This window comes from Comamonas humi (genome assembly GCF_054782535.1).
On sequence record NZ_BAAGSH010000010.1, the window covers coordinates 26,195 to 48,759 of the forward strand.

At 67.8% G+C, this 22,565-nt stretch carries 21 protein-coding genes; 6 read left to right on the plus strand and 15 right to left on the minus strand.

Translation table 11 applies throughout. From position 1 onward, the window contains the following. Window positions 1-22 precede the first annotated feature (22 nt). The 5 genes from ACYVKR_RS12820 to ACYVKR_RS12840 all read right to left on the minus strand — a co-directional run bounded on the left by ACYVKR_RS12820 (window position 23) and on the right by ACYVKR_RS12840 (window position 5,034). Window positions 23-1,066, minus strand: a complete 1,044-nt coding sequence (locus ACYVKR_RS12820; protein WP_460481300.1) for an acyl-CoA dehydrogenase family protein — start codon at window positions 1,064-1,066, stop codon at window positions 23-25. Window positions 1,067-1,078: 12 nt separating this feature from the next. Continuing rightward, window positions 1,079-2,248, minus strand: a complete 1,170-nt coding sequence (locus tag ACYVKR_RS12825; RefSeq protein WP_460481301.1) for an acyl-CoA dehydrogenase family protein — start codon at window positions 2,246-2,248, stop codon at window positions 1,079-1,081. A 119-nt stretch (window positions 2,249-2,367) separates the two neighbouring features. Further along, window positions 2,368-3,348: a Bug family tripartite tricarboxylate transporter substrate binding protein gene (locus tag ACYVKR_RS12830; protein WP_460481302.1), complete on the minus strand. Its 981-nt coding sequence runs from the start codon at window positions 3,346-3,348 to the stop codon at window positions 2,368-2,370. A gap of 29 nt (window positions 3,349-3,377) precedes the next feature. Next, window positions 3,378-3,845 (minus strand): MaoC family dehydratase, encoded by a 468-nt coding sequence (locus ACYVKR_RS12835; RefSeq protein WP_460481303.1) that lies wholly within the window; start codon window positions 3,843-3,845, stop codon window positions 3,378-3,380. A gap of 7 nt (window positions 3,846-3,852) precedes the next feature. Further along, window positions 3,853-5,034, minus strand: a complete 1,182-nt coding sequence (locus tag ACYVKR_RS12840) for a CaiB/BaiF CoA transferase family protein (protein ID WP_460481304.1) — start codon at window positions 5,032-5,034, stop codon at window positions 3,853-3,855. Window positions 5,035-5,141: 107 nt separating this feature from the next. On the opposite strand from ACYVKR_RS12840, the gene ACYVKR_RS12845 reads away from it, so the two are divergent. Then, complete coding sequence (locus tag ACYVKR_RS12845; RefSeq protein ID WP_460481387.1) at window positions 5,142-6,038, plus strand: LysR family transcriptional regulator; 897 nt, start codon at window positions 5,142-5,144, stop codon at window positions 6,036-6,038. Between the two features lie 6 nt (window positions 6,039-6,044). Here the strand turns inward: ACYVKR_RS12845 and ACYVKR_RS12850 are convergent, their stop codons facing one another. Further along, a complete protein-coding gene (locus ACYVKR_RS12850) occupies window positions 6,045-6,914 on the minus strand; it encodes a pirin family protein (protein WP_460481305.1) in 870 nt (289 codons plus the stop codon). Between the two features lie 74 nt (window positions 6,915-6,988). Here ACYVKR_RS12850 and ACYVKR_RS12855 point away from each other — a divergent pair, with 74 nt between their 5' ends. From ACYVKR_RS12855 to ACYVKR_RS12875, 5 genes are all read left to right on the plus strand, one after another. After that, a complete protein-coding gene (locus ACYVKR_RS12855) occupies window positions 6,989-7,903 on the plus strand; it encodes a LysR family transcriptional regulator (protein WP_460481306.1) in 915 nt (304 codons plus the stop codon). Window positions 7,904-7,974: 71 nt separating this feature from the next. Beyond that, a complete protein-coding gene (locus ACYVKR_RS12860; RefSeq protein ID WP_460481307.1) occupies window positions 7,975-8,790 on the plus strand; it encodes a MetQ/NlpA family ABC transporter substrate-binding protein in 816 nt (271 codons plus the stop codon). Window positions 8,791-8,798: 8 nt separating this feature from the next. Further along, a complete protein-coding gene (locus tag ACYVKR_RS12865) occupies window positions 8,799-9,608 on the plus strand; it encodes a MetQ/NlpA family ABC transporter substrate-binding protein (RefSeq protein ID WP_460481308.1) in 810 nt (269 codons plus the stop codon). A gap of 5 nt (window positions 9,609-9,613) precedes the next feature. Then, window positions 9,614-10,696: a methionine ABC transporter ATP-binding protein gene (locus tag ACYVKR_RS12870; protein ID WP_460481388.1), complete on the plus strand. Its 1,083-nt coding sequence runs from the start codon at window positions 9,614-9,616 to the stop codon at window positions 10,694-10,696. Then, entirely contained in the window at window positions 10,677-11,333 is a 657-nt protein-coding gene (locus ACYVKR_RS12875; RefSeq protein ID WP_460481309.1) for a methionine ABC transporter permease, read from the plus strand. The genes ACYVKR_RS12870 and ACYVKR_RS12875 overlap by 20 nt, the downstream gene beginning before the upstream one ends. A 94-nt stretch (window positions 11,334-11,427) precedes the next feature. Here the strand turns inward: ACYVKR_RS12875 and typA are convergent, their stop codons facing one another. From typA to ACYVKR_RS12920, 9 genes are all read right to left on the minus strand, one after another. Further along, the gene (typA, locus tag ACYVKR_RS12880; protein ID WP_460481310.1) at window positions 11,428-13,257 is read right to left on the minus strand and encodes a GTP-binding protein TypA/BipA; all 1,830 of its coding nucleotides are present in this window, start codon (window positions 13,255-13,257) and stop codon (window positions 11,428-11,430) included. Next, window positions 13,254-14,246, minus strand: a complete 993-nt coding sequence (truB, locus tag ACYVKR_RS12885; RefSeq protein ID WP_460481311.1) for a tRNA pseudouridine(55) synthase TruB — start codon at window positions 14,244-14,246, stop codon at window positions 13,254-13,256. Before truB ends, typA begins: the two co-directional genes overlap by 4 nt. A gap of 4 nt (window positions 14,247-14,250) precedes the next feature. Then, entirely contained in the window at window positions 14,251-14,622 is a 372-nt protein-coding gene (rbfA, locus tag ACYVKR_RS12890; protein WP_460481312.1) for a ribosome-binding factor A, read from the minus strand. A gap of 95 nt (window positions 14,623-14,717) precedes the next feature. Continuing rightward, window positions 14,718-17,567, minus strand: a complete 2,850-nt coding sequence (gene infB, locus ACYVKR_RS12895; RefSeq protein WP_460481313.1) for a translation initiation factor IF-2 — start codon at window positions 17,565-17,567, stop codon at window positions 14,718-14,720. A gap of 24 nt (window positions 17,568-17,591) precedes the next feature. Next, complete coding sequence (gene nusA, locus ACYVKR_RS12900; RefSeq protein WP_460481314.1) at window positions 17,592-19,076, minus strand: transcription termination/antitermination protein NusA; 1,485 nt, start codon at window positions 19,074-19,076, stop codon at window positions 17,592-17,594. Between the two features lie 74 nt (window positions 19,077-19,150). Beyond that, the gene (gene rimP, locus ACYVKR_RS12905) at window positions 19,151-19,756 is read right to left on the minus strand and encodes a ribosome maturation factor RimP (RefSeq protein WP_460481315.1); all 606 of its coding nucleotides are present in this window, start codon (window positions 19,754-19,756) and stop codon (window positions 19,151-19,153) included. Between the two features lie 176 nt (window positions 19,757-19,932). After that, on the minus strand, window positions 19,933-20,298 hold the full coding sequence (locus ACYVKR_RS12910) for a thioredoxin family protein (protein ID WP_460481316.1): 366 nt from the start codon (window positions 20,296-20,298) through the stop codon (window positions 19,933-19,935). Window positions 20,299-20,349: 51 nt separating this feature from the next. Beyond that, entirely contained in the window at window positions 20,350-21,663 is a 1,314-nt protein-coding gene (locus tag ACYVKR_RS12915) for a c-type cytochrome (protein ID WP_460481317.1), read from the minus strand. Then, complete coding sequence (locus ACYVKR_RS12920) at window positions 21,660-22,382, minus strand: c-type cytochrome (protein ID WP_460481318.1); 723 nt, start codon at window positions 22,380-22,382, stop codon at window positions 21,660-21,662. Before ACYVKR_RS12920 ends, ACYVKR_RS12915 begins: the two co-directional genes overlap by 4 nt. Window positions 22,383-22,565 lie beyond the last annotated feature (183 nt).

The following is a 22,565-nucleotide window of genomic DNA, read 5'->3' on the forward strand; positions in this document are numbered from 1 at the left end:
CCCAGTTTTAGGCGAACAGGCCCTAGGCCGCGATGCGGTCCGTCACCTGGCGGACCAGGTCCAGCGTCATGCCCGGGTGCGCGACCAGGGCCTGCCCGGCGCGCAGCTGCCAAAACGATTCAGCGCCGGCCGTCTGCCGCCACAGGTGCAGGCGGCGTGTGAACAACTGCAGGTCGAACTCGGCGGTGAAGCCGATGGCGCCGTGGATGGAGTGCGCGAGCGAGGCCACCTCCACCGCCGCCTCGCTGGCGCGGGCCTTGGCCACGGCGACCTTGAGCGCGTCGAAGCGCAGGTCGGCGGACTCGCAGCCGATCTGCGCCGCCATGCGTGCCGACGACACATGCTCGGCCATGATGCTCAGCTCGTGCTGGATGGCCTGGAACTTGCCGATGGCGCGGCCGAACTGCTGGCGCTCGTTGGCGAACTGCAGCGTGCGGTGGAACACGTTCTGCAGCGCCCCGGCCAGCAGGGCCGCATACAGGCCGGCCTGCGCGGTGTGCAGGTCGGCGGCCGCGCTCAGCACCGGCGCGGCATCCCACGCGGCGCGCGGCCAGCGCAGCTCGGCGTCGAGTGCGAAGATGCCCGGCGCGGCCTGGGCCTGCGCCACCGACAGCAAGCGCCATTCGCCGCCGGCCGCGGCCAACACCCAGCCGGCGCAGCGCGCGCCGCGCACGGCGGGCGCCAGCAGCTCCTGCGCCGACAGCACGGCTTGCGGTGCGAAGGCCACCAGGCCATTCACGCCATCGGGCGCGGCCACGCCCTGCTGCGCACACCAGGCGCGCGCCAGCAGGGTCTCGGCCAGCGGCAGCGGCAGCGCGTGCTGGCCCAGCAGCTCAAGCACCGCGAACACGTCGCGCAGCGCCAGCCCGGCGCCGCCGGCCTCCTCGGCCACCAGCAGGTCGGCAAAGCCCGATTCGCTGATCGCCTGCCAGAGTTTCAAGGCATTTTGGCCTGTAGCGCCCGCTGTATCTGCGCTGGCAGCTTCCGATTCAATAGCACGCACCGCGCCGGGCGTGCACTGGTCCGCCAGCAGGTCGCGCAGCGCATCCACAATCAAATGGTCCATGTTCGTGCTCCTTCAACGCAATCCAAGGCCGCGCGCGATCATGCCGCGCAGGATGCTGCGCGTGCCGCCGCGCAGCGTGAAGCTCGGTGCCACCAGGCTCACGTAGTTCAGCGTGCGCAGCAGCTCGGGCGGCAGTTGCGCCGCCCCCTCCTCGGCCTCGCGCGACATCACGTCGTCGGCGATGGCCGTGGCGATGTACTGCTCCAGCACCGTGCCCTGGTCCTTGACCAGCGCGGCCTCGACGATGGGGCTCTGGCCCTGCACCAGCTTTTCCTGCACCGCGACCGACATGGCGCGCAGCGGCGCGAGCCGCGTGAAGACCTGGCCCGCGAGCCTGAGCGATTCCGCGCGCGGCGCCTGCTCGGTACGCAGAAAGGCCAGCCACTCGTCGAACAGCACGATGCTGGAGAACAGCCGCTCGGGCCCGCTGCGCTCGAAGGCCAGCTCGGCCGTCACCTGCTCCCAGCCCTGGCCCTCGGCGCCGATCAGCGCATCAGGCGCGAGCTGCACGTTGTCGAAGAACACCTCGCAGAAGTGGCTGTCGCCCGACAGGTCTTCGATGGGCCGCACCGTCACGCCGGGCAGCTTCAGGTCGACGATGACCTGCGACAGGCCCTTGTGCCGGTCCTCGCTGCTGCCCGAGGTGCGCACCAGCGCGATCATGTAGTGGCAGTGCTGGGCGTTGGTGGTCCAGATCTTCTGGCCGTTGAGCACAAAGCCTTGCTCGTTGGGCACGGCGCGGGTCTTGACGCTGGCGAGATCGGAGCCCGCGCCCGGCTCGCTCATGCCGATGCACATATAGGTTTCGCCGCGCGCCACGCCGGGCACGTAGCGCTGCTTCTGCGCCTCGGTGCCGTACTTGATGATCAGCGGCGCGCTCTGGCGGTCGGCGATCCAGTGCGAGCCCACGGGCGCGCCGAAGTTCAGCAGCTCCTCGGCCAGCACGTAGCGCGCGAACGGGCCCATCTCGCTGCCGCCATAGGCCTTGGGAAAGGTCATGCCCAGCCAGCCCTTGGTGCCCAGCGCGCGGCTGAACTCGGGGCTGTAGCCGCCCCAGGACTTGGCGCGGATGTGCGCCGGGATCTGCGTGACCGTGCTCTGCAGGAACGCGCGTATCTCGGCGCGCAGGGCCTCGCCCTCGGCGGGAATGCGCGTGAGCGCCAGTGAATCCATGACCGACATATGCCTTGTCTCCTTTATCTAAAAGAATAGCTGCTCGCGCTTGTCTATATTGGTTTTCATATATTTTTATATTTGAAACCCAGTGATAACCAGCGCCAGCAGCTATGTTTTTTGAAGCCTCAATCCAGCGACACGCCAGTGCTCTTGACCACCGCGGCCCAGCGCTTGAGCTCCTTCTGCAGGTAGGCGCCGTACTCGGCCGGGGTCGAGCCCAGCGGCTCGGTGCCCTGCACGCGCAGCTTCTCCAGCACCGCCGGGTCTTTCAAGGCGTGCAGGAAGGCCTGGTTCAGCCGCGCCACCACGGGCTGCGGCGTCTGCGCCGGCACCATCACGCCCTGCCAGGCGCCGGCCTCGAAGCCGGCCATGCCGCTCTCGGCCAGCGTGGGCGCCTGCGGGAAGTTGGCCATCCGCTGGGCGGTGGACACCGCGAGCAGGCGCAGCTTGCCGTCCTTGATGAAGGGCGCGACCGAGTTGATGGTGTCGGTCATGAAGTCGATCTGGCCCGCGACCAGGTCCACGTCGGCCGGCGCGCTGCCCTTGTAGGGCACGTGGCTGGCCTCCAGCGCGAAGTGCTGCACCACCTGGAAGGCCGCGAGGTGCGTGACGTTGCCGTTGCCCGCCGAGCCGTATGAGAGCTTGCCGGGGTTCTTCTTCGCATACGCCGCCAGCTCGGCCACCGTCTTGACCGGCAGCTTGGGATTGACCACCAGGCCCAGCGGCACCACGGCGGTGAGTGCGACCGGCGCCAGGTCCTTGCCCAGATCGTAGCTCAGCTTCTTGTACAGCGAGGGGCTGAGCGCGATCGACGAGGTGTTGTAGAGCACCGTGTAGCCGTCGGCCGGCGCCTTGGCCACGAAGGCGTTGCCGATGTTGCCGTTGGCGCCGGGCTTGTTGTCCACCACCACCGACTGGCCGAGCTGCTCGCCCACGCTTTGCGCCAGCACGCGCGCCACCATGTCGGTGGGCCCGCCGGGCGGGAACGGCACGACCAGCGTGATGGGCTTGGCGGGCCAGTCGGCCGCCTGGGCTGGGATGACAGCGAACGCCGCCAGGGTGAGCAAGCTGGCCGTGGCCAGGCGTCGGGATAGGTGCATCGTCATGTCTTTGTCTCCTGGGGTCTTGTTGTCTTTCAGGGGCGGCCGGCGAGCAGGCGCACGGCCGTGTACTCCATCACCGGCTCGCTGCGCTGGTTGGACACCTGGATCAGCGAGGTGACGACCGCGCGGTTGCCCTTGGACGTGGGCCGCACGCCGGTGACCTCAACGACCGCGGAAATGGTGTCGCCCACCAGCACCGGCGCGAGGATCTTCTGGTGCAGCTCCAGCATGGCCAGGCCCGTGCCCTGGATCATGCTTTGCAGGATGAAGCCTTCGATGAAGGTGTAGGTCAGCGCCCCCGGCACGGCGCGGCCCTGCATGGCGGCGCCCTCGTACTCGGCATCGATGAAGATGGCTTCGAGCATGCCGGTGGTGTTGATGAAGTTGACCAGGTCGGTCTCGGTGATGGTGCGGCGGAAGGTGCGCCAGCGCTGGCCGACCTGCAGGTCCTGCCAGTACACGCCCTGGCCCATGCGGGGAATGTCGTTGGTGATATTCATGGTCTTGTCAGGATGAAAGTTGGGCAATGTCGGTATCGCTCAGGCCCGCCTCGCGCAGCAGTTCGGCCGTGTGCTGGCCCAGGCGCGGCGGCATGGTGATCGGTGCCTGCGCGCCGTCGAAGCGCACCGGCGAGCGCGGAAAGCGCACCTCGCCCATGGCCGGGTCGGCCACGCTGGCGAAGAAGCCCGTGGCCTGCAGGTGCGGGTCCTGCGGCAGCTCGTCCATGCGTGCCACCGGGGCAGCCGGGATCTCCAGGCGCTCGCAGGTCTGCAGCCAGTGCCGGGTGTCGTGCTTTTGCACCTGCTGGCTGAGGATCTCCAGCAGCTCGGCGATATGTTGGGTGCGGCTGGCCTGGTCGGCAAAGCGCGCATCGCCCGCCAGCTCGGGCTGGCCCACGGCGTCGAAGAAGCGACGCCAGTGCGCATCGGTGTACGGCATCATGCAGACATGGCCGTCCAGCGTCTTGTAGGGTTTGCGCCAGGGCGCCATCACGCGCGGGTAGCCGGCGCCGCTCAGCGCCGGCGTGAAGTGCATGCCGTAGAAATGCTCGACCAGGTTGAAGCCCACCATGGTTTCGTACATGGGGATCTCGACAAAGCTGCCCTGCCCCGTGCGCTCGCGGGCGAACAGCGCCGCCAGGATGGCATGCGCCCCGACCAGGCCGCAGGTCTTGTCAGCGGCGATGGTTGGCAGGTAGCGGGCCTCGCCGGTCTGGCGCTGCATCAGGTCGGCCAGGCCGCTCATGCCCTGGATCACGTCGTCATACGCGGGCATGCCGGCGTAGGGGCCATCCTCACCAAAGCCGTGCAGGCCGGCATAGACGAGGCGCGGGTAGCGGCTGCGCAGGCTGGCCTGGTCCAGGCCCAGCTTGGCGAGCTTTTGCGGCCGCATGCTGTGCATGAACACGTCGGCCGTGGCCAGCAGCGCCTGCAGCGCCTCTTGCGCGGCGGGCTGCTTCAGGTCCAGCACCACGCTTTTCTTGCTGCGGTTGCAGCCCATGAACATGGCCGCCATGCCCGCCTCGACCGCCGGGCCGGTGTGGCGGGTGGAGTCGCCGCCGGGCGGCTCGATCTTGATGACTTCGGCGCCATAGTCCGCCAGCACCTGGCTGGCCAGCGGACCGAACACCACGCTGGACAGGTCCAGCACCCGCACGCCTGACAAAGGACCTTGCAATTGCGTCTCCATGGCTACTTCTATGGGATCGGCACTCTGGCCGAATGGGCCATTATTTGATATGTTCCACATCCAGGTCTATGACTATTTAGCGCTTACCTGATATGTCCAATATATCAATCGAACTGCGCCAGCTGCGCCAATTCGTGACCCTGGCGGAAACCCTGAACTACCGGCAGGCGGCGGAGCAGCTGCATATGTCGCAGCCGCCGCTGTCGCAGTCGATCCGCCGGCTCGAAGACAGCCTGGGCGTGCAGCTCTTCGAGCGCGACCGGCGCGGCACCAGCCTGAGCGCCGCCGGCATCGCGGCGCTCGAGAGCGCCAGGCTCGCGCTGCACCATGCCGGCCAGGTGCAGGCCGTGTCGCAGGCCACGGCCTCGGGCGAGCGCGGGCGGCTGCACATCGGCTTCATCGGCTCGGCCACGTTCTCGATGATCCCAGCGCTGGTGCCCATCTTCCGCAGCCGCTTCCCGGCCATCGACCTGGTGCTGACCGAATCGACCACGCGCGAGATCGGCATGCGCGTGGCCAGCGGCGATTTCGACGCGGGGCTGCTGCGCTACCCGGTGTCCGAGGCCACCGGGCTGGACATCATCCCGGTCGAGAAGGACATGCTGGTCGCCGCGCTGCCGGCCACCAACCCGCTGGCGCAGCTGCCCGCGCTGGCGCTGCGCGACCTGGCGGGCGAGCCCTTCGTGACCTACCGCGCAGGCGAAGTGCCGGGGCTGCATGCGCTGGTGATGCTGGCCTGCCAGAACGCCGGCTTCATGCCGCAGATCAAGCAGCAGGCGGTGCAGGCGCAGACCCTGGTGAGCCTGGTCGGCGCAGGCCTGGGCGTGGCCCTGGTGCCGGCCGTGGTCACCAAGGCGGCGGCGGCGAACGTGGTGTTCCGCAGCCTGTCGGACGCACAGGTGCTGCCGTCCATAGGCATCGCGCTGGCGCTGCACCCGACCAAGCAGCCGGCCACGGCGCTGCAACTGCGCCAGATCCTGCGCGAACTCTCCAACCTGCCGTAGCGGGCCTCAGAACGGCACGCCATCCATGCGGCCCATGCGGCCGTACACATAGTCGAGCCGGGCCTGGGCCAGGCGCTCGGGCGTGTCCATGACGAAAGGCCCGGAGAACAGCAGGTCGCCCTGCACCGGCAGGCCGCCGATCAGGGCCAGCTCCGCACCGCTGCCGCCCAGTGCCGCAACACTGAGCTGCGGGCCGGCGCCGAGCAGCCCCAGCTCGCCGGCCCACAGGCGGGCGCCGCCGACCTCGACGGAGCCTTCCAGCACATAGAGCCCCAGTTCCAGCGCCGGATCGACATCGAACGTGCTCGCGGCCCCGGGCTCCAGCCGCAGGCGGGCGAAGACGGCGCCGCCGCTCAGCGCCATCGGCCCGAGCAGGCCGCCCACCTCGCCGGCGATAGTCCACAAACACGCGCCGTCGCTGTCGACGCGGGGAATATCGGCCGCGCGCACCGCCGTGTAGCTGGGCTCGGCCAGCTTGAGCTCTGGCGGCAGGCTGACCCAGAGCTGCAGGCCATGGCGGCCGCTCAGCGGCTGCTCGGCATGCAGCATGCCGCGGCCGGCGCGGATCCATTGGGCATCCTCCGCCGCCAGCCGGTCCTGGAAACCCAGGCTGTCGCGGTGCGCCACACCGCCTTCGAGCAGGTAGCTCACCACCTCGATGCCCGCATGCGGGTGCGGCCGGTCGCCGATGCCCTGCAGGCCCTGGTGGCGGTAGTGGTCGATGAGGACGAAGGGGCCGACCGCCGTCTGCTGCGCCTGCGGCAAGGCGCGCAGCAGCCGCATGTCGCCGTCATCGATGACGATGTCGGCGGGCATGCGGTGCGCGAGGGTCCGTTCCGCCTGGGAGCGCTGGAGGGTTGTGCTTTCAGTGGACATGCGCCGATGATGCGGTCCTTTCTTAATCTACGGAAGAGATAAAATTCAGATTGAATTAATCCACTCCATCGATCATGCTGGACCTTTTGAACCTGGATCAGTTGCGCGTGTTCGTCGCGATTGCCGACCAGGGCAGTTTTTCGGCCGCCGCACGCCACCTGCGCCGAGCCCAGTCGGCGGTAAGCCATGCCATCGCCAAGCTTGAGGCCGCGCTCGAGGTGGAGCTTTTCGACCGCAGCGGCTGGAAGCCCCTGCTGACGGTCCACGGCAACGCCCTGCTGGCCGATGCGCGCGCCATCCTCGCCCGCGTCGACCAGCTCAAATCCCGTGCCCAGGGGTTGGCGCAGGGGTTGGAGGCCGAGTTGTCCGTGGTGCTTGACGTCATCTTTCCCGCAGCCCAGTTGGTGGAACTGACGGCCCGCTTCCGCCAGGCCTTTCCCGGCGTGGCGCTGCGCCTGTGTACCGATGTGCTGAACGGCGTGCCCCAGCGGGTGCTGGCGGGGGAGTACGTCCTGGGCATCCAGGCCGCGATCACCGAGATCGCCCCCGAACTGGCCAGCCATGCCTTGCCCGCAGCCCCTCTGGTGCCCGTCGTCGCGCCGAACCATCCGCTGGCCGCCGAACGCAGGATCGCCAGCGAGGCGCTGCGCGAACACACGCAGATCGTGCTCACCGACCACAGCGGGCTGACGCCGGGCCGCATGTTCTCGGTGTTCGCCGAGCAGCGGATCCTCACGACCGACATGGGCTCCAAGCGCGCCCTGCTGTGCGCCGGGCTGGGCTGGGCCTTCATGCCGCGCAGCCTGATCGAGGACGATCTGCGCAACGCCACGCTGCGCGAAATCGACCTCAGCGAGCGCGGCCTGCACATGCCGCTGTTCGCCATCCACCGGCGCAGCGCGCCGCTCGGCCCGGCAGGGCAGTGGATGGTCGATGCGCTGCGCAGCCAGGCCCCTGCCGATATGCAGCCGGCGCATTTGCATACCTGAAAAGCTTTGTTGTTCCGCCCGGGGCGGCGCTTCGATACTGCAGCCATCGAAGCAAAGAAAGCCCCCCAGCCATGGACAAAAGAACCTTCCTGCGCAGCACCGGCAGCCTCGTGCTGGCGGCCGGCCTGCCTGCCACCCGCGCCTTCGCGGCCGCTCCGCAGACCCTGCGCGTCGGTGTGCGCGGCGGCGTGGACGAGGAGATCTGGGAGGTGGTGACGCGCGTCGCCAAGGACCAGGACCTGCGCGTGTCAGCAGTGGTCATCTCCGGCGCCGCCAGCCCGAACGAGGCGCTGAACAACGGCGACCTCGACGCCAACTCCTTCCAGCACATTCCCTTCCTGCGCGACCAGAACCAGCAGCGCGGCTACCAGCTCGTCTCGGCGGGCGACACCTACATCTCGCCGATCGCCTTCTACTCGAAGAAGTACAAGCGCCTGGCCGATTTGCCCGAGGGCGCGCGCATCGGCATCCCCAACGATCCCAGCAACCAGACGCGCGCGCTGGTCGTGCTGCGCGACCAGGGCGTGCTGGAGCTGCGGCCCGATTTCGACCCGTTCAAGGGCACGGCGGGCCTCGCGGACATCACGGCCTACCGCAAGAAGGTGCAATTGGTGGAGGCCGCCTCGGTGGTGCTCAGCCGCTCGCTCGACGACCTGGACAGCTCGGCCATCGTCAACACCTTCGCCTACCAGGCCGGCCTGATCGCCACGCGCGACGGCATCGCCGTGGAAAGGCGCGAGCGCAACCCCTACGTGAACATCATCGCCGTGCGCGCCAAGGACGCACAGGCGTCCTGGGTCAAGCCGCTGGTCGCGGCCTACCAGTCCGAGCCAGTGCGGCAGTTCATCCAGTCCAAGTACCAGGGCTCGGTGATCCCGGCGTTCTGAGGCAAGCCATGACATCCATCCCCTCGACAAACCGCCGGCGGCTGCTGGCGGGCCTGGCCGCCCTGCCCCTGGCGGGCCACGCCGCCAACCACAAGCTGCGCGTAGGCATCCGCGGCGGCACCGGCGAAGAGATCTGGGCCGAAGTCGCCCGCATCGCCAAGGCCCAGGGCCTCGATCTGCAGCTGGTGGTGCTGGCCGGCTCGGTGAGCCTGAACGAAGCGCTGAACAACGGCGACCTCGACGCCAACGCCTTCCAGCACGTGCCCTTTCTGAAGGACGAGGTGCGCCAGCGCGGCTACCAGGTCGTGCCGGTGGGCAACACCCTGTTCGCGCCGCTGGCCTTCTACTCGCGCCGCCACCGCTCGCTCAAGGACCTGCCCGAGCGCGCCCGCATCGGCGTGCCCAACGACCCCAGCAACCAGACCCGCGCGCTGGCGCTGCTGCAGGAGCACGGCGTGGTCCGCCTGCGCGACGGGCTCGACCCGCGCGCGCAGACGGCGCTGCTGGCCGACATCGTGGCCAACCCGCGCAAGGTCGAGATCGTGGAGAGCGCCACCAATGTGCTGGCCCGCGCGCTGCCCGACCTGGATGCCGCCGCCATCATCAACACCTTCTCGTACCAGGTGGGGCTGATCGCCACGCGCGACGGCATCGCGGTCGAGCGGCTGGAAAACAACCCCTACGTGAACGTGATCGCCGTGCGCAGCGCGGACCGGCAGGCACCGTGGGTGCGCCCGCTGCTCGCCTCGTTCCAGAACGACACCATCCGCCAGTACATCCTGAGCCAGTACCAGGGCTCGCTGGTACCGGCCTTTTGACGACCATGACCACCATGCCGCCACCGGTGCAGGTCGCACCGCACATCGTGTTCGACGGGGTGGGCAAGTCCTACCCCGGCGCGCAGGCGCCTGCGCTGCGCGCCGTGAGCTTCGACATCCGTCCCGCCGAGGTGTTCGGCATCATCGGCCGCAGCGGCGCCGGCAAGTCCACGCTGCTGCGCACCATCAACGCGCTGGAGCTGCCCACGCAGGGCAGCGTGTCCATCCACGGCGTCGATCCCGCCACGCTGGGCGAGGACGCGCTGGTGGCGCTGCGCCGCAAGGTGGGCATGATCTTCCAGCACTTCAACCTGCTGTCGGCCAAGACGGTGTTCGAGAACATCGCGCTGCCGCTGCGCGTGGCCGGCGTGCGCCCCGCCCTGGTCAAGCAGCGGGTGGACGAGCTGCTGCACCTGGTGGGCCTGGCCGACAAGGCCCAGGCCTACCCGGCCAGGCTCTCGGGCGGGCAGAAGCAGCGCGTGGGCATCGCCCGCGCGCTGGTGCATGAGCCCGAGGTGCTGCTGTGCGACGAGGCCACGTCCGCACTCGACCCGGAGACCACGCAGTCCATCCTGGCGCTGCTGCGCGACATCAACCGCAAGCTGGGGCTCACCATCGTGCTCATCACGCACGACATGGCCGTGATCCGCGCCGTGTGCGACCGCGTGCTGGTGCTGGACCGCGGCGAGATGCAGGAGCTGGGCGAGGTCTGGCGCGTGTTCGCCACGCCGCAGGCCGCTGCCACGCAGGCCCTGCTGCAGCCGCTGCGCGAAGACTTTCCGCCCGAGCTGGCCCGCGCACTGCAGGCCAGGCCCGACGACTACGCCAACCAGGCCGTGCTGCGCCTGGGCTTCAACGGCGCGCGCCATGCAACGGGCCTGCCGCTGCAGGCGCTGGCCGTGCTGGGCCCCGGGGCCACGCTGCTGCACGGCGGGCTCGATCGCATCCGCGGCCATGCCCAGGGCCGGCTGCTGGTGTCGCTGCCGGCCTCCGCCCTACTGGGTGGTGCGGCAGAGCTGGAACAACTGCGCCAGCGCATCGGCGCCGATCAACTGGAGGTCATGGGTTATGCCGGCAGCGCCGCTTGAAAAATATGTGCAGGCCCTGGGCCAAACGCTGCTGATGGTGGGCGTGTCGGCGGCGATCGCCATCGCCGCCGGGCTGCTGCTGGCCGTGGTGCTGACCGTGACCGCGCCGCAGGGCCTGTATGCGCGGCCGCGCCTGCACAAGGCGCTGTCCATCACGGTCAACGTCTTCCGCGCCGTGCCCTTCATCATCCTGCTGGTGGCGCTGCTGCCGGTGACGCGCGCCATCGTCGGCACCACGCTGGGCACCTGGGCCGCCGTGGTGCCGCTGTCGGTCAACCTCATCCCCTTCTTCGCCCGCATCGCGCAGGTGAGCCTGCAGGACGTGGACCGGGGCCTGGTGGAAGCCGCCCGCGCCATGGGCTGCAAGCGCTGGCACATCGTGCGCCATGTGCTGCTGCCCGAAGCCCTGCCCGGCATCATCGGCGGCATCACGGTCAGCGTGATCGCCATGGTCAATGCCTCCGCCATGGCGGGCGCAGTGGGCGCCGGCGGCCTGGGCGATCTGGCCATCCGCTACGGCTACGAACGCTACGAGACCCGCGTGATGTTCGAGGTGATCGTGATCCTGGTGGCGCTGGTGTCGCTGCTGCAGTTCGCCGGCGAACGCCTGGCGCGGCGGGCCGACCACCGCCACTGATGCCAGTCCGCCGGCCTCGGCCGGACGGCCGGACCGGGCACAAAAAAACCCGGCTCCAGGGAGCCGGGTTTCTTGCGGGATCAGGCCTGGGCCATCATGCGCCTTCGCGCGCGGCGCGCTTGCGGTCGTGTTCCTTCAGGAAGCGCTTGCGCACACGCAGGCTGTTGGGGGTGATTTCCAGCAGTTCGTCGTCCTCGATGAACTCCACGCCGTATTCCAGCGACAGCTCGATGGGCGGCGTGATCTTGACTGCGTCTTCCTTGCCGGAGACGCGGAAGTTCGTCAGCTGCTTGGTGCGGGTGGCGTTCACCACCAGGTCGTTGTCGCGGCTGTGGATGCCGATGATCATGCCTTCGTACACCGGGTCGTTGGCCTTCACGAACATGCGGCCGCGGTCGTCCAGCTTGCCCAGCGCGTAGGTGAAGATCTCGCCGTCGTCCATCGAGATCAGCACGCCGTTCTTGCGGCCGCCGATTTCGCCCTTGTGGGCTTCGTAGCTGTCGAAGATGTTGGAGATCAGGCCGGAACCACGGGTCAGGTTCAGGAATTCGTTGGTGAAGCCGATCAGGCCACGCGCCGGGATGCGGTATTCCAGGCGCACGCGGCCACGGCCGTCCGGCTCCATGTTCACCAGCTCGCCCTTGCGCTCGCCGAGGGCCTGCATCACGCCGCCCTGGTGGCCTTCTTCGATGTCGGCGGTCACCATTTCGATGGGCTCGTGGCGCACGCCGTCCACGTCGCGGTACACCACGCGCGGCTTGGAGACGGCCAGCTCGTAGCCTTCGCGGCGCATTTCTTCCAGCAGGATGGTCAGGTGCAGTTCACCGCGGCCCGACACTTCGAAGATGCCGTCCTCATCGGTTTCCTTGACGCGCAGCGCCACGTTGGAGCGCAGCTCCTTCTGCAGGCGGTCCCAGATCTGGCGGCTGGTGACGAACTTGCCTTCGCGGCCGGCCAGCGGCGAGTTGTTCACGCAGAAGTTCATCGTCAGCGTGGGCTCGTCGATCTTCAGCATGGGCATGGGCTGGGGATTGACCGGGTCGGTCACGGTCTCGCCGATGCCGATGTTCTCGATGCCGTTGATCAGCACGATGTCCGACGGGCCGGCCTCGGTCACCTGCACGCGGTCGATGCCCTGGAACTTGTGGATCTGGTTGATCCGGCCGGTGTAGCCCTTGCCGTCCAGGCCGGCCATGACCATCACGTTCTGGCCTGCCTTCAGCGTGCCCTGGGTGATGCGGCCCACGCCGATACGGCCCACGAAGGTGGAGTAGTCGAGCGCGGAAACCTGCATCTGCAGCGGTGCGGCGTCATCGCCTTCCACGGAGGGCACGTGCTCGAGGATGGTCTCGAACAGGGCCGACATGTCGGGGCCCCACTGCTCGCCGGGCGCGCCCTCTTCCTTGGACGACCAGCCGTTGATGCCCGAGGCATAGACCACGGGGAAGTCGAGCTGCTCGTCGGTGGCGCCGAGCTTGTCGAACAGGTCGAACGCGGCGTTGATCACGTAGTCGGGACGGGCACCGGGCTTGTCCACCTTGTTGACCACGACGATGGGCTTGAGGCCCAGGGCCAGGGCCTTCTTGGTCACGAAGCGCGTCTGGGGCATGGGGCCTTCCTGCGCGTCGATCAGCAGCACCACGCCGTCCACCATGGACAGCGCGCGCTCCACCTCGCCGCCGAAGTCCGCGTGGCCGGGCGTGTCGAGGATGTTGATGTGCGTACCCTGCCAGCTGACGGCGCAGTTCTTGGCCAGGATGGTGATGCCGCGCTCGCGTTCGATGGCGTTGTTGTCCATCACCGTGTCCACGACTTTCTCGTGCTCGGCGAAGGTGCCCGACTGGCGCAGCAGCTGGTCCACCATGGTGGTCTTGCCATGGTCGACGTGCGCGATGATGGCGATGTTGCGGATTTGTTTGCTCATAGGGTTTCCAAAATGCCGCTGGCTTGTGGATGCGGCGTTGCTTCCAAGATTTGTTGAATTTCGATGGGGCTCAGCAAGCGGTCGGGGATGAGTTCGCGCGCCCGGATGTGCGCCACGCCCAGCAGCGCGCGGGGCTCGTCGCCATAGACGGCCACGGCCTCGGCATCCGCCCAGTCGCCGCGGCGGCGCAGGCCCGACAGGAACCGCGCCGCATTATCGCTGTCGAGCGTGACAGCCGTGTGCGCGGCCAGCAGGCTGTCCACCGGCAGCACGTGCTGCAGGCGTTCGGCCTCGGGCGTGGCTTCGAGCTGGGCCAGCGTGACGCAGCGCGCCAGGCCGATGCCGCCGGTTGCGGTGCGGCGCAAGCTGGTCAGGTGCGCGCCCACGCCCAGCGCCGCGCCGATGTCTTCGGCCAGCGTGCGCACATAGGTGCCCTTGCTGCACTGAACTATTATTTTGATAGCTGCTTGCGCTGGGTCTGATTGATCCAAAGCCAGATTCAGCTGAAAGATCGTGACCTGGCGCGCCTCGCGCTCCACCGTCTGGCCGGCGCGGGCGTACTCATAGAGGGCCTTGCCGTCCTTCTTGAGCGCGCTGTACATCGGCGGCACCTGCGAGATCTCGCCGGTGAAGCGCGCGGCCACGGCATCGAGCAATTCGGGCGTCAGCGCGGCGGCATCGACGGCGCGGCGCTCCAGCACCTCGCCCTCGGCGTCGCCGGTGGTCGTGGTCACGCCCAGCTGGGCGATGGCCTCGTAGGTCTTGGGCGCGTCAAGCTGCAGCTGGCTGAACTTGGTGGCGGCGCCGAAGCACAGCGGCAACACGCCGGTGGCCAGCGGGTCGAGCGTGCCGGTGTGGCCGGCTTTTTCGGCGCGCAGCAGCCACTTGACCTTCTGCAACGCATCGTTGCTGGAAAGGCCTATCGGCTTGTCGAGCAGCAGCACCCCATGCACAGGGCGCCGTTGCACCCTGGTGCGTGGCGCGTTCATAGGCTTATTCTTCGGGGCCGCGCGAGGCCACGGCCTTGGCGATCAGGGCGTTCATGTCGGCCGCACGCTCGGTGGTGCGGTCGTAGACGAAGTGCAGCGTGGGCACGGTGTGGATGTGCAGGCGCTTGAACAGGCCGTTGCGCAGGAAGCCGGCCGCCTGGTTCAGTGCCTCCTGCGTGGCATCGGGGTCGCCGACCAGCACGCTGAAGAAGACCTTGGCGTGGGCGTAGTCGGGCGTGACCTCGACGGCCTGCAGCGTGACCATGCCCACGCGCGGGTCCTTCAACTCGCGCGCGATCAGCTCCGACAGATCGCGCTGGATCTGGTCGGACACCTTGAAGCTGCGGTTCGGTGCAGCGGCTTTGCGTTTTGGCATTATCAGAAATAGGAGCTGCCGGCGCTCATTCTGCTTGGGCTTCAGATATCTTTCTATCCAAAACCCTTGCAGGGTAAGCGCCAGCCGCTATGGTTTTACAAGGTACGGGCGATTTCCTTGATCTCGAACACTTCGAGCATATCGCCTTCGCGGATGTCGTTGTAGTTCTTGAGCTTGATACCGCACTCGAAGCCTTCCTTGACTTCCTTGACGTCGTCCTTGATACGGCGCAGCGATTCGATCTCGCCGGTGTAGATGACCACGTTGTCGCGCAGCAGGCGGAAATGCGCGTTGCGCGTGACATGGCCCTGCGTGATGTACGAGCCGGCCACGGTGCCGATCTTCGAAGCCACGAACACGGTGCGGATCTCGGCCATACCGATGATCTCTTCCTTCTGCTCGGGCGCCAGCATGCCGGACATGGCCGCCTTCACCTCATCCACGGCGTCGTAGATGATGTTGTAGTAGCGGATATCGACATCGTTGGACTCGGCCGTCTTGCGTGCCTGCGCATCCGCACGCACGTTGAAGCCGATGACGATGGCCTTGGAAGCGATCGCCAGGTTGACGTCGGATTCCGAGATACCACCCACGCCGGAGTAGACCAGCTGCACCTTGACCTCGTCGGTCGACAGCTTGAGCAGCGAGGCGCCCAGCGCTTCCTGCGAGCCCTGCACGTCGGCCTTGATGATGATCGGCAGCGTCTGCACGTTGCCCGAGCCCATTTCGGCGAACATGTTCTCCAGCTTCGCAGCCTGCTGCTTGGCTAGCTTGGTGTTGCGGAACTTGCCGGCGCGGTAGGTCGCGATTTCGCGGGCACGGCGCTCGTCGGGCAGCACCATGAAGTCGTCGCCGGCCTGCGGCACGTCGGACAGACCCTGGATCTCGACCGGGATCGACGGGCCGGCTTCCTTCGCCGTCTTGCCGTTCTCGTCGAGCATGGCACGCACGCGGCCGTAGGTCTGGCCTGCCAGCACCACGTCGCCGACCTTCAGCGTACCGGACTGCACCAGCACCGTGGCCACCGAGCCGCGGCCCTTGTCCAGCTGGGCTTCGATCACGATACCCTTGGCGTTGGCGTCCACCGGAGCCTTCAGCTCCAGCACTTCGGCCTGCAGCAGCACCTGCTCGAGCAGGTCGTCGATGCCCATGCCGGTCTTGGACGACACGGCCACGAACGGGGATTCGCCGCCGTATTCCTCGGGCACCACCTGCTCGACCACCAGCTCCTGCTTCACGCGTTCGGGGTTGGCATCGGGCTTGTCGGACTTGGTGATGGCCACGACGATAGGAACGCCAGCCGCCTTGGCGTGCTTGACGGCTTCCTTGGTCTGGGGCATCACGCCGTCGTCCGCCGCCACCACCAGGATGACGATGTCGGTCGCCTGGGCGCCGCGGGCACGCATGGCCGTGAAGGCCTCGTGGCCCGGGGTGTCCAGGAAGGTGACGATGCCGCGCGGCGTCTCGACGTGGTAGGCGCCGATGTGCTGCGTGATGCCGCCGGCTTCGCCCGACGCCACCTTGGAGCGGCGGATGTAGTCCAGCAGCGAGGTCTTGCCGTGGTCCACGTGGCCCATGACGGTGACCACCGGTGCGCGGGACAGCGCCTCGGCATCCGACTGCAGCATTTCGTCGTCGGTGAAGGCTTCCGGATCGTCCAGCGCCGCAATGTGGGCCTTGTGGCCCATTTCCTCGACCACGATCATCGCGGTGTCCTGGTCCAGCGGCTGGTTGATGGTGACCATCTGGCCCATCTTCATCAGCGACTTGATGACCTCGGACGCCTTGATCGACATCTTGTGCGCCAGCTCGGACACGGTGATGGTCTCGGGCACATGCACGTCGAGCACGCGTGCCTCGACCGGCGCGGCCTGCTGGTGCTGGTCGTGGTGGCGGTCGTTGCCACGGCGGCCACGCGGGCCGGAACGCCAGTTGTTGCCGCCGCGGCCACCGGCACCGGTGTCGCCGCGGGTCTTGATTTCCTTGCGCTTGTTGCCGTCGCCGCCGCCGTTGTTGTTGCTCCAGCTCGACGACAGCTTGGCCGACTTGACCTCCTTGTTGCCGCCGGGCGCGCCTGCGCCGCCCGTCTTGGCAGCACCGGCAGCAGCCGTGGTGGCCGGCTTGTGCAGCGTGCCCTTCTTGGGATCGGCCGCCTTGGGCTTTTCCTCGGGCTTCTTGGCCACCAGCACCTTCTTGGGCGCATTCATCATCGCGCGGATGGCCTCGGCCTCGGCCAGGGCCTTGCGGCGGCGTTCGTCCAGATCGGCGGCGCGCGCAGACTCCTCGGCCGCACGGGCCTTGGATTCCTCATCGGCCTTGGCCTTGGCATCGGCCTGCGCGGCAGCGCGCTCGGCCGTTTCCAGGGCATGCTGGCGCGAAGCCTCTTTCTGCTCGGCCACTTCGCGCGCCTTGCGCTCTTCTTCCTTGGCGATGTAGGCAGCGGCACGCTCCTCGGCCTCGCGCTCCTTGCGCTCGCGCTCTTCGCGCTCCTGGCGGGAACGGGCCAGGTCTTCCTCTTGGCGGCCGATCATCTCGGCCTGGCGGCGCGCTTCTTCCTCGCGCTTGGCCAGTTCGGCGTTCTGCTGCTCGTGCTCGACGGCTTCGGCATGCGCCGCGGCCTCCTCGGGCGACTGGTCAGCGACGTCGTCGCGCTTGACGAAGGTGCGCTTCTTGCGCACTTCCACCTGGATGGTGCGCGCCTTGCCCGTGGCGTCCGCCTGCTTGATTTCGCTGGTGGACTTCTTGGTCAGCGTGATCTTCTTGCGGTCGGCGCCCGCAGAGCCGTGCGCGGCCTGCAGGTGCGACAGCAGCTTGTGCTTGTCCGATTCGTTCAGCGCGTCGGATGCGGAATTTTTCACCACGCCGGCGGCCTTGAGCTGCTCCAGCAGCATCTCGGGCGATTTTTTCAGTTCGGTTGCGAACTCAGCGACTGTATTGCTCGACATATCTTGTTCCGTGCCTCCTGACCTTTATGCCTGTCCATCAAACCAATGCTCACGTGCCTTCAAGATCAAGGCTTTCGCTTCATCAGCCGGCTGGCCGGTCAGTTCAGTCAATTCGTCAATGGCCAAATCGGCCAGGTCATCACGCGTGTGGATGCCACCCTCTTCCAGCTTGGTGATCAGCTCGGGCGTCATGCCGTCGAGGTCGCGCAACTCCTGCGACACCCGGCCTACGCTTTCTTCGCGAGCAATCTCCAGCGTCAGCAGCGCATCCTTGGCGCGCGAGCGCAGCTCGTTCACCGTGTCTTCGTCGAAGCTCTCGATCTCGAGCATTTCCTGCAGCGGCACATAGGCCACTTCTTCCAGGCTGGCGAAGCCCTCGGCGATCAGGATGTCGGCGATTTCCTCGTCCACATCCAGCTTCTCCATGAACAAACGGCGTGCCGTGTCGGTTTCCTCGGCCTGCTTCTGTGCCGATTCCGCCGCGTCCATGATGTTGATCTTCCAGCCCGTCAGGTCCGAGGCCAGGCGCACGTTCTGGCCGCCGCGGCCGATGGCAATCGCGAGGTTCTCCTCATCGACCACCACGTCCATGGCGTGCTTTTCCTCGTCCACGACGATGGAAGAAACGTTGGCCGGCGCCAGCGCGCCAATCACGAACTGCGCCGGGTCTTCGGACCACAGCACGATGTCCACGCGCTCGCCGGCCAGCTCGTTGGTCACGACGTTGACGCGCGAGCCGCGCACACCCACGCAGGTGCCGATTGGGTCGATGCGCTTGTCGTGCGACAGCACGGCGATCTTGGCGCGGCTGCCGGGGTCGCGGGCGCAGCTCTTGATCTCGAGCAGGCCCTGCTCGATCTCGGGCACCTCGTTGCGGAACAGCTCGACCATGAACTCGGGCGCCGAGCGCGACAGCAGGATGGGAGCGCCACGCAGCGTCAGGTCCACATCCATGATCATCGCGCGCACGCGGTCGCCGCTGCGCAGGTTTTCCTTGGGGATCATCTCGCCGCGCTTGAGGCGGCCTTCGACGCGGCCGCTCTCGACGATCAGGTCGCCCTTGTCCATGCGCTTGACGGTACCGGTGAAGATCTTGTCGCCACGGGCCATGAACTCGTTGAGCAGCATCTCGCGCTCGGCGTCGCGGATCTTCTGCAGGATGACCTGCTTGGCAGCCATCGCGCCGATGCGGCCGATGGGCAGCGATTCGATCTGTTCTTCGATGAAGTCACCCACCTCGACACCGGCCTGGCGCTCCACGGCGTCCATCAGCATCTCTTCAGCATCGGGGTTCTGCAGGCCGGCATCATCGGGCACGACCAGCCAGCGGCGGAAGGTGTCGTAGTCGCCGGTATCGCGGTCGATGGCCACGCGCACATCCACTTCGCCTTCGTACAGTTTCTTCGTGGCCTGGGCCAGGGCGGACTCCACCGCGCCAAAGACCACATCGCGCTCCACGTTCTTTTCGCGGGCGATGGCATCCACCAGCATCAACAATTCGCGATTCATGCGACGACTCTCCTATTCCAATCTCGATGGAAGGCATGGCGCCCGTAGCCCATGCGCCTTCCGGCATTCATTCATCAGTCTTCCGACTGTTCCTGCGCCTTGGCATTGCGTGCGCCGCGGCCCTTGAAGCTCACGATCGGCGCCAGGCGCACCTCGCGCAGCTCGTCCAGGGTGAAGCCCATGCTCTGCAGCGGTGCGGGCACGCGCTTCTTGCTCACGCGCTGGCCGGGCTTGACCGGCGGCTCGTCGCTCCAGACGATCTGCCAGCCGCCTTCGGCCGTGCGCTCCAGCGTGCCGCGGAATTTCTTGCGGTTGGCGTTGATCGCACTGCCGTCGGCGGCTGCGCCGATCGGCTGCTTCAGCGTGAGGTCGATCACCTCGCCAGCGAAGCGGATGAAATCCTGCTCGTGGCGCAAGGGGCGGTCGATGCCGGGAGACGACACTTCCAGGCGCCGGTAGTCGACGCCGTCGACCTCCAGCGCGAACTGCAGCTGCCGCGTCACCGTCTCGCAATCCTCCACCGTCACGAACTGTTCCGGTGCGCCTTCGGGCAACACCGCATCCGGGTTCCACGGCAGGTCGATGGTGATGCGCAGCAGGCCGCCGGCGGAGCGTTCGATCTCCACCAGGTCATAGCCCAGTCCGCTCACGGTTTGCTCAACGATTTCCTGAAGCGCCACGTGCGATGCCACTCCTGCACAATGCAAAAAGCCAATACAAAAAACTCGACAGCCACCCACAAACACATTTGCGGCGGCTTCGAGCTCCAAATGCAAGACCCAAAAAAAACGGGCGGTGGGTACCGCCCGTCTGGTCGTATGCCCTCCATTATAAGGGCAAACGAGCATGCTGGCAACTAGCCACGCTCTACCAGAAGGCGATGGACGCGCTCCAACAACGCATGCGCCTCGTGTCCGACCGGCAGGGGATCGGCGGCCTGCCCGGTGAAGTTCTCCACCATGCGCTGCAACACCCCGATCTGCGGCAGCAGTGGCCCCAGGAAGACGGCGCCGTCGCCCTGCCCGATCAGCAGCGTGGGGAAGGTCTCGATGTCCAGCTCGCCCAGCGCCTCCTCGTCGTCCTCGACATCCACCCAAGCGAAGCGCACGCCCGGCAGCTGCGCCGCCAGTGCCTCGTAGGCCGGCTGGTACAGCTTGCAGACGTCGCACCACTGCGCGCACAGGCACACCACCAGCCATGAAGGCGCCGCATTTCCCGACATAAGGACCGTTTCCCGAAAGCAAAGCCGTGTTTGTACCACCAACGCCAAGGGTCAGCGCCTCTCGCGTATTTGGTCGACCAGCACCACATCGACCGCCGGCGCCTGGTTGCCCCAGCTGTTGCGGATGAAGGTGGACACCGCCGCCACCTCCTCCAGGCCCAGGCTTTGCTGGAAGGGCGGCATGCCCAGCGGGTATGGGTTGCCCAGCGTCGAGGGCAGGTAGCCGCCGCGCAGCACCATCTGCACCACGTTGCCGGCATGGGACAGCAGCACCGCCCGGTTGCCCGCGAGCGGCGGGAACCCGGGCGGGCGCCCCTCACCCGCATCGCCATGGCAGCTGGCGCAATGCCCGGCATAGACGGAGCGGCCCAGCTCCATGACCTGCCTCCTCGGCTCCTGCGCCGGCTGCCGCGCCACCTCGGCCACGGGCAGGCTCTGCAGGTAGATGGCCGCCGCCCGCAGGTCCGTCGCATTCCAGTACTGGGTGCTGCCGAACACCACCTCGGCCATCGGGCCGGAGACGCCCGCGTGCTGGCTGGCGCCCGCATGCAGCAGCATGGCAATGTCCTCGGGCCGCCAGTGCTGCATGCCGGCTTCCGAAGGGTCGTTCAACGCCGGCGCATACCAGGCCTGGCCGCCGAGGATGCCGCCGGCCAGCGGCTGCCCGTCGCGGCTGCCGCCCAGCGCGTTGCGCGGCGTGTGGCAGGCGGCGCAGTGCCCCAGGCCGTGCACCAGGTAGGCGCCGCGCTGGCGCAGCTGCTCGGTGGTGCCGGGCCCATCGCCCTCGTCCAGCACCGTTGGCGCCGCGGCCACCTCCTCGCCAGCCCGGAAATACAGCGCCCGCCACACCGCCAGCGCCGCCTGGGTGCCGTAGGGAAAGCGCAGCTGGTGCGGCCGGTTGGCCTGCGAGACAGCCGGCAGGCTCTGCAGGTAGGCGTAGAGCGCATCGGCATCCTCGCGCGCGACACGGGTGTAGTCAGGGTACGGGAACGCCGGGTACAGCAGGCGGCCGTCGCGCGAGCGCCCATGGTGCAGCGCCCGCCAGAATTCCGATGCGCTCCAGGCACCGATGCCGTGCTGCGCATCGGGCGTGATGTTGGGCGCGAAGACCGTGCCGAAGGGGGTTTCCACGCCGCGCCCACCGGCGTAGGCCGGCCCGCCGACCGCCGTGTGGCAGCCCATGCAGTTGCCCAGCCGGGCGATGTAGGCGCCCTTGGCCACCAGGTCGGCCGACGGCGCGGCATCGGAGGCCGACCGGGGAGCGACCTCGGCCTCGCCGCGCACATTGAGCCCGTAGACCGCGGCCGCCACCAACGCCAGCAAGGCCAGCGCTGCCACCAAGAGCCTGCCCAGCCAGCGCTTCATGGCTGCTCCTTGGCGCCATCCGGCCAGCCGGCGCAGGCGATGGTGCCGCGCGGTGCCTCGGTGGCGGGCCGGGCCCCGGCCGGCACGGGTTGCGAGGCCAGCCAGGCCGTCACCGCGACGATGTCGCTGGCCGTCATCCGCTCGACCACCTGGGCCATGCAGTCGGGTGCCTGGGCGTGGCGCTGGCCGTTCTGCCAGGCGCCAAGCTGGCTGTTGAGATAGTCGCGCGGCAAGCCCACCAGGCCGGCCACGCCAAACGCATTGCCGGTCAGTTGCTCGCCGTGGCACTGCACGCAGGCGGGTAGGTTGCGGGCGGCGTCGCCCCGCAGCGCCAGCTCGCGCCCCTGCGCAATCACCTGCGGCGTGGCCGCCACCTGCGGCGGCGGGGCATAGGGCAGGTCCAGCGCCGCAAAGTGCCGGGCGATCTCGCGCAGGTAGTCGTCGCTCATCCACTGCAGCAGATGGCTCATCGCCGGGTAGTGGCGCCGGCCGTCGCGGAAGTTCAGCAGCTGGTTGTACAGGTACTGGGCCGGCTTGCCCGCGATCCGCGGAAAGTAGCCGTCGGGCGTGGAGCGCCCCTCCTTGCCATGGCAGGCGGTGCAGGCCTGCACGCGGGCGGCCATGTCCACCGCCCCGGGCGCCGGCTGCGCCATCGCCGCGCAGGCTGCCAGCAGCACCATGCCGAGCAGGCCTTTCAACGGGGTTTCAAAAACTCTCATTTTTATAGCTTCTTGCGCAATACCATCAAGGGATGGAGGCCATTTTCATCTTATTTTGGCACCACACCCCCGGGCAGGCCAGCGTACCAAGCCCGCGCCGCGGCCACCATGCGGTGAAACCCACTGACAAATTGTCCATGCCACCGGTGCCATGGATGCGGCAATGCACGCTATGCTGGCTTG

Coding starts and splice junctions, on each gene's coding strand:
- ACYVKR_RS12820 (WP_460481300.1), bottom strand. CDS start 1,066: ATGGACCATTTGATTGTGGATGCGCTGCGCGACCTGCTGGCGGACCAG.
- ACYVKR_RS12825 (WP_460481301.1), bottom strand. CDS start 2,248: ATGTCGGTCATGGATTCACTGGCGCTCACGCGCATTCCCGCCGAGGGC.
- ACYVKR_RS12830 (WP_460481302.1), bottom strand. CDS start 3,348: ATGACGATGCACCTATCCCGACGCCTGGCCACGGCCAGCTTGCTCACC.
- ACYVKR_RS12835 (WP_460481303.1), bottom strand. CDS start 3,845: ATGAATATCACCAACGACATTCCCCGCATGGGCCAGGGCGTGTACTGG.
- ACYVKR_RS12840 (WP_460481304.1), bottom strand. CDS start 5,034: ATGGAGACGCAATTGCAAGGTCCTTTGTCAGGCGTGCGGGTGCTGGAC.
- ACYVKR_RS12850 (WP_460481305.1), bottom strand. CDS start 6,914: ATGTCCACTGAAAGCACAACCCTCCAGCGCTCCCAGGCGGAACGGACC.
- ACYVKR_RS12855 (WP_460481306.1), top strand. CDS start 6,989: ATGCTGGACCTTTTGAACCTGGATCAGTTGCGCGTGTTCGTCGCGATT.
- ACYVKR_RS12860 (WP_460481307.1), top strand. CDS start 7,975: ATGGACAAAAGAACCTTCCTGCGCAGCACCGGCAGCCTCGTGCTGGCG.
- ACYVKR_RS12865 (WP_460481308.1), top strand. CDS start 8,799: ATGACATCCATCCCCTCGACAAACCGCCGGCGGCTGCTGGCGGGCCTG.
- ACYVKR_RS12870 (WP_460481388.1), top strand. CDS start 9,614: ATGACCACCATGCCGCCACCGGTGCAGGTCGCACCGCACATCGTGTTC.
- ACYVKR_RS12875 (WP_460481309.1), top strand. CDS start 10,677: ATGCCGGCAGCGCCGCTTGAAAAATATGTGCAGGCCCTGGGCCAAACG.
- typA (WP_460481310.1), bottom strand. CDS start 13,257: ATGAGCAAACAAATCCGCAACATCGCCATCATCGCGCACGTCGACCAT.
- truB (WP_460481311.1), bottom strand. CDS start 14,246: ATGAACGCGCCACGCACCAGGGTGCAACGGCGCCCTGTGCATGGGGTG.
- rbfA (WP_460481312.1), bottom strand. CDS start 14,622: ATGCCAAAACGCAAAGCCGCTGCACCGAACCGCAGCTTCAAGGTGTCC.
- infB (WP_460481313.1), bottom strand. CDS start 17,567: ATGTCGAGCAATACAGTCGCTGAGTTCGCAACCGAACTGAAAAAATCG.
- nusA (WP_460481314.1), bottom strand. CDS start 19,076: ATGAATCGCGAATTGTTGATGCTGGTGGATGCCATCGCCCGCGAAAAG.
- ACYVKR_RS12910 (WP_460481316.1), bottom strand. CDS start 20,298: ATGTCGGGAAATGCGGCGCCTTCATGGCTGGTGGTGTGCCTGTGCGCG.
- ACYVKR_RS12915 (WP_460481317.1), bottom strand. CDS start 21,663: ATGAAGCGCTGGCTGGGCAGGCTCTTGGTGGCAGCGCTGGCCTTGCTG.
- ACYVKR_RS12920 (WP_460481318.1), bottom strand. CDS start 22,382: ATGAGAGTTTTTGAAACCCCGTTGAAAGGCCTGCTCGGCATGGTGCTG.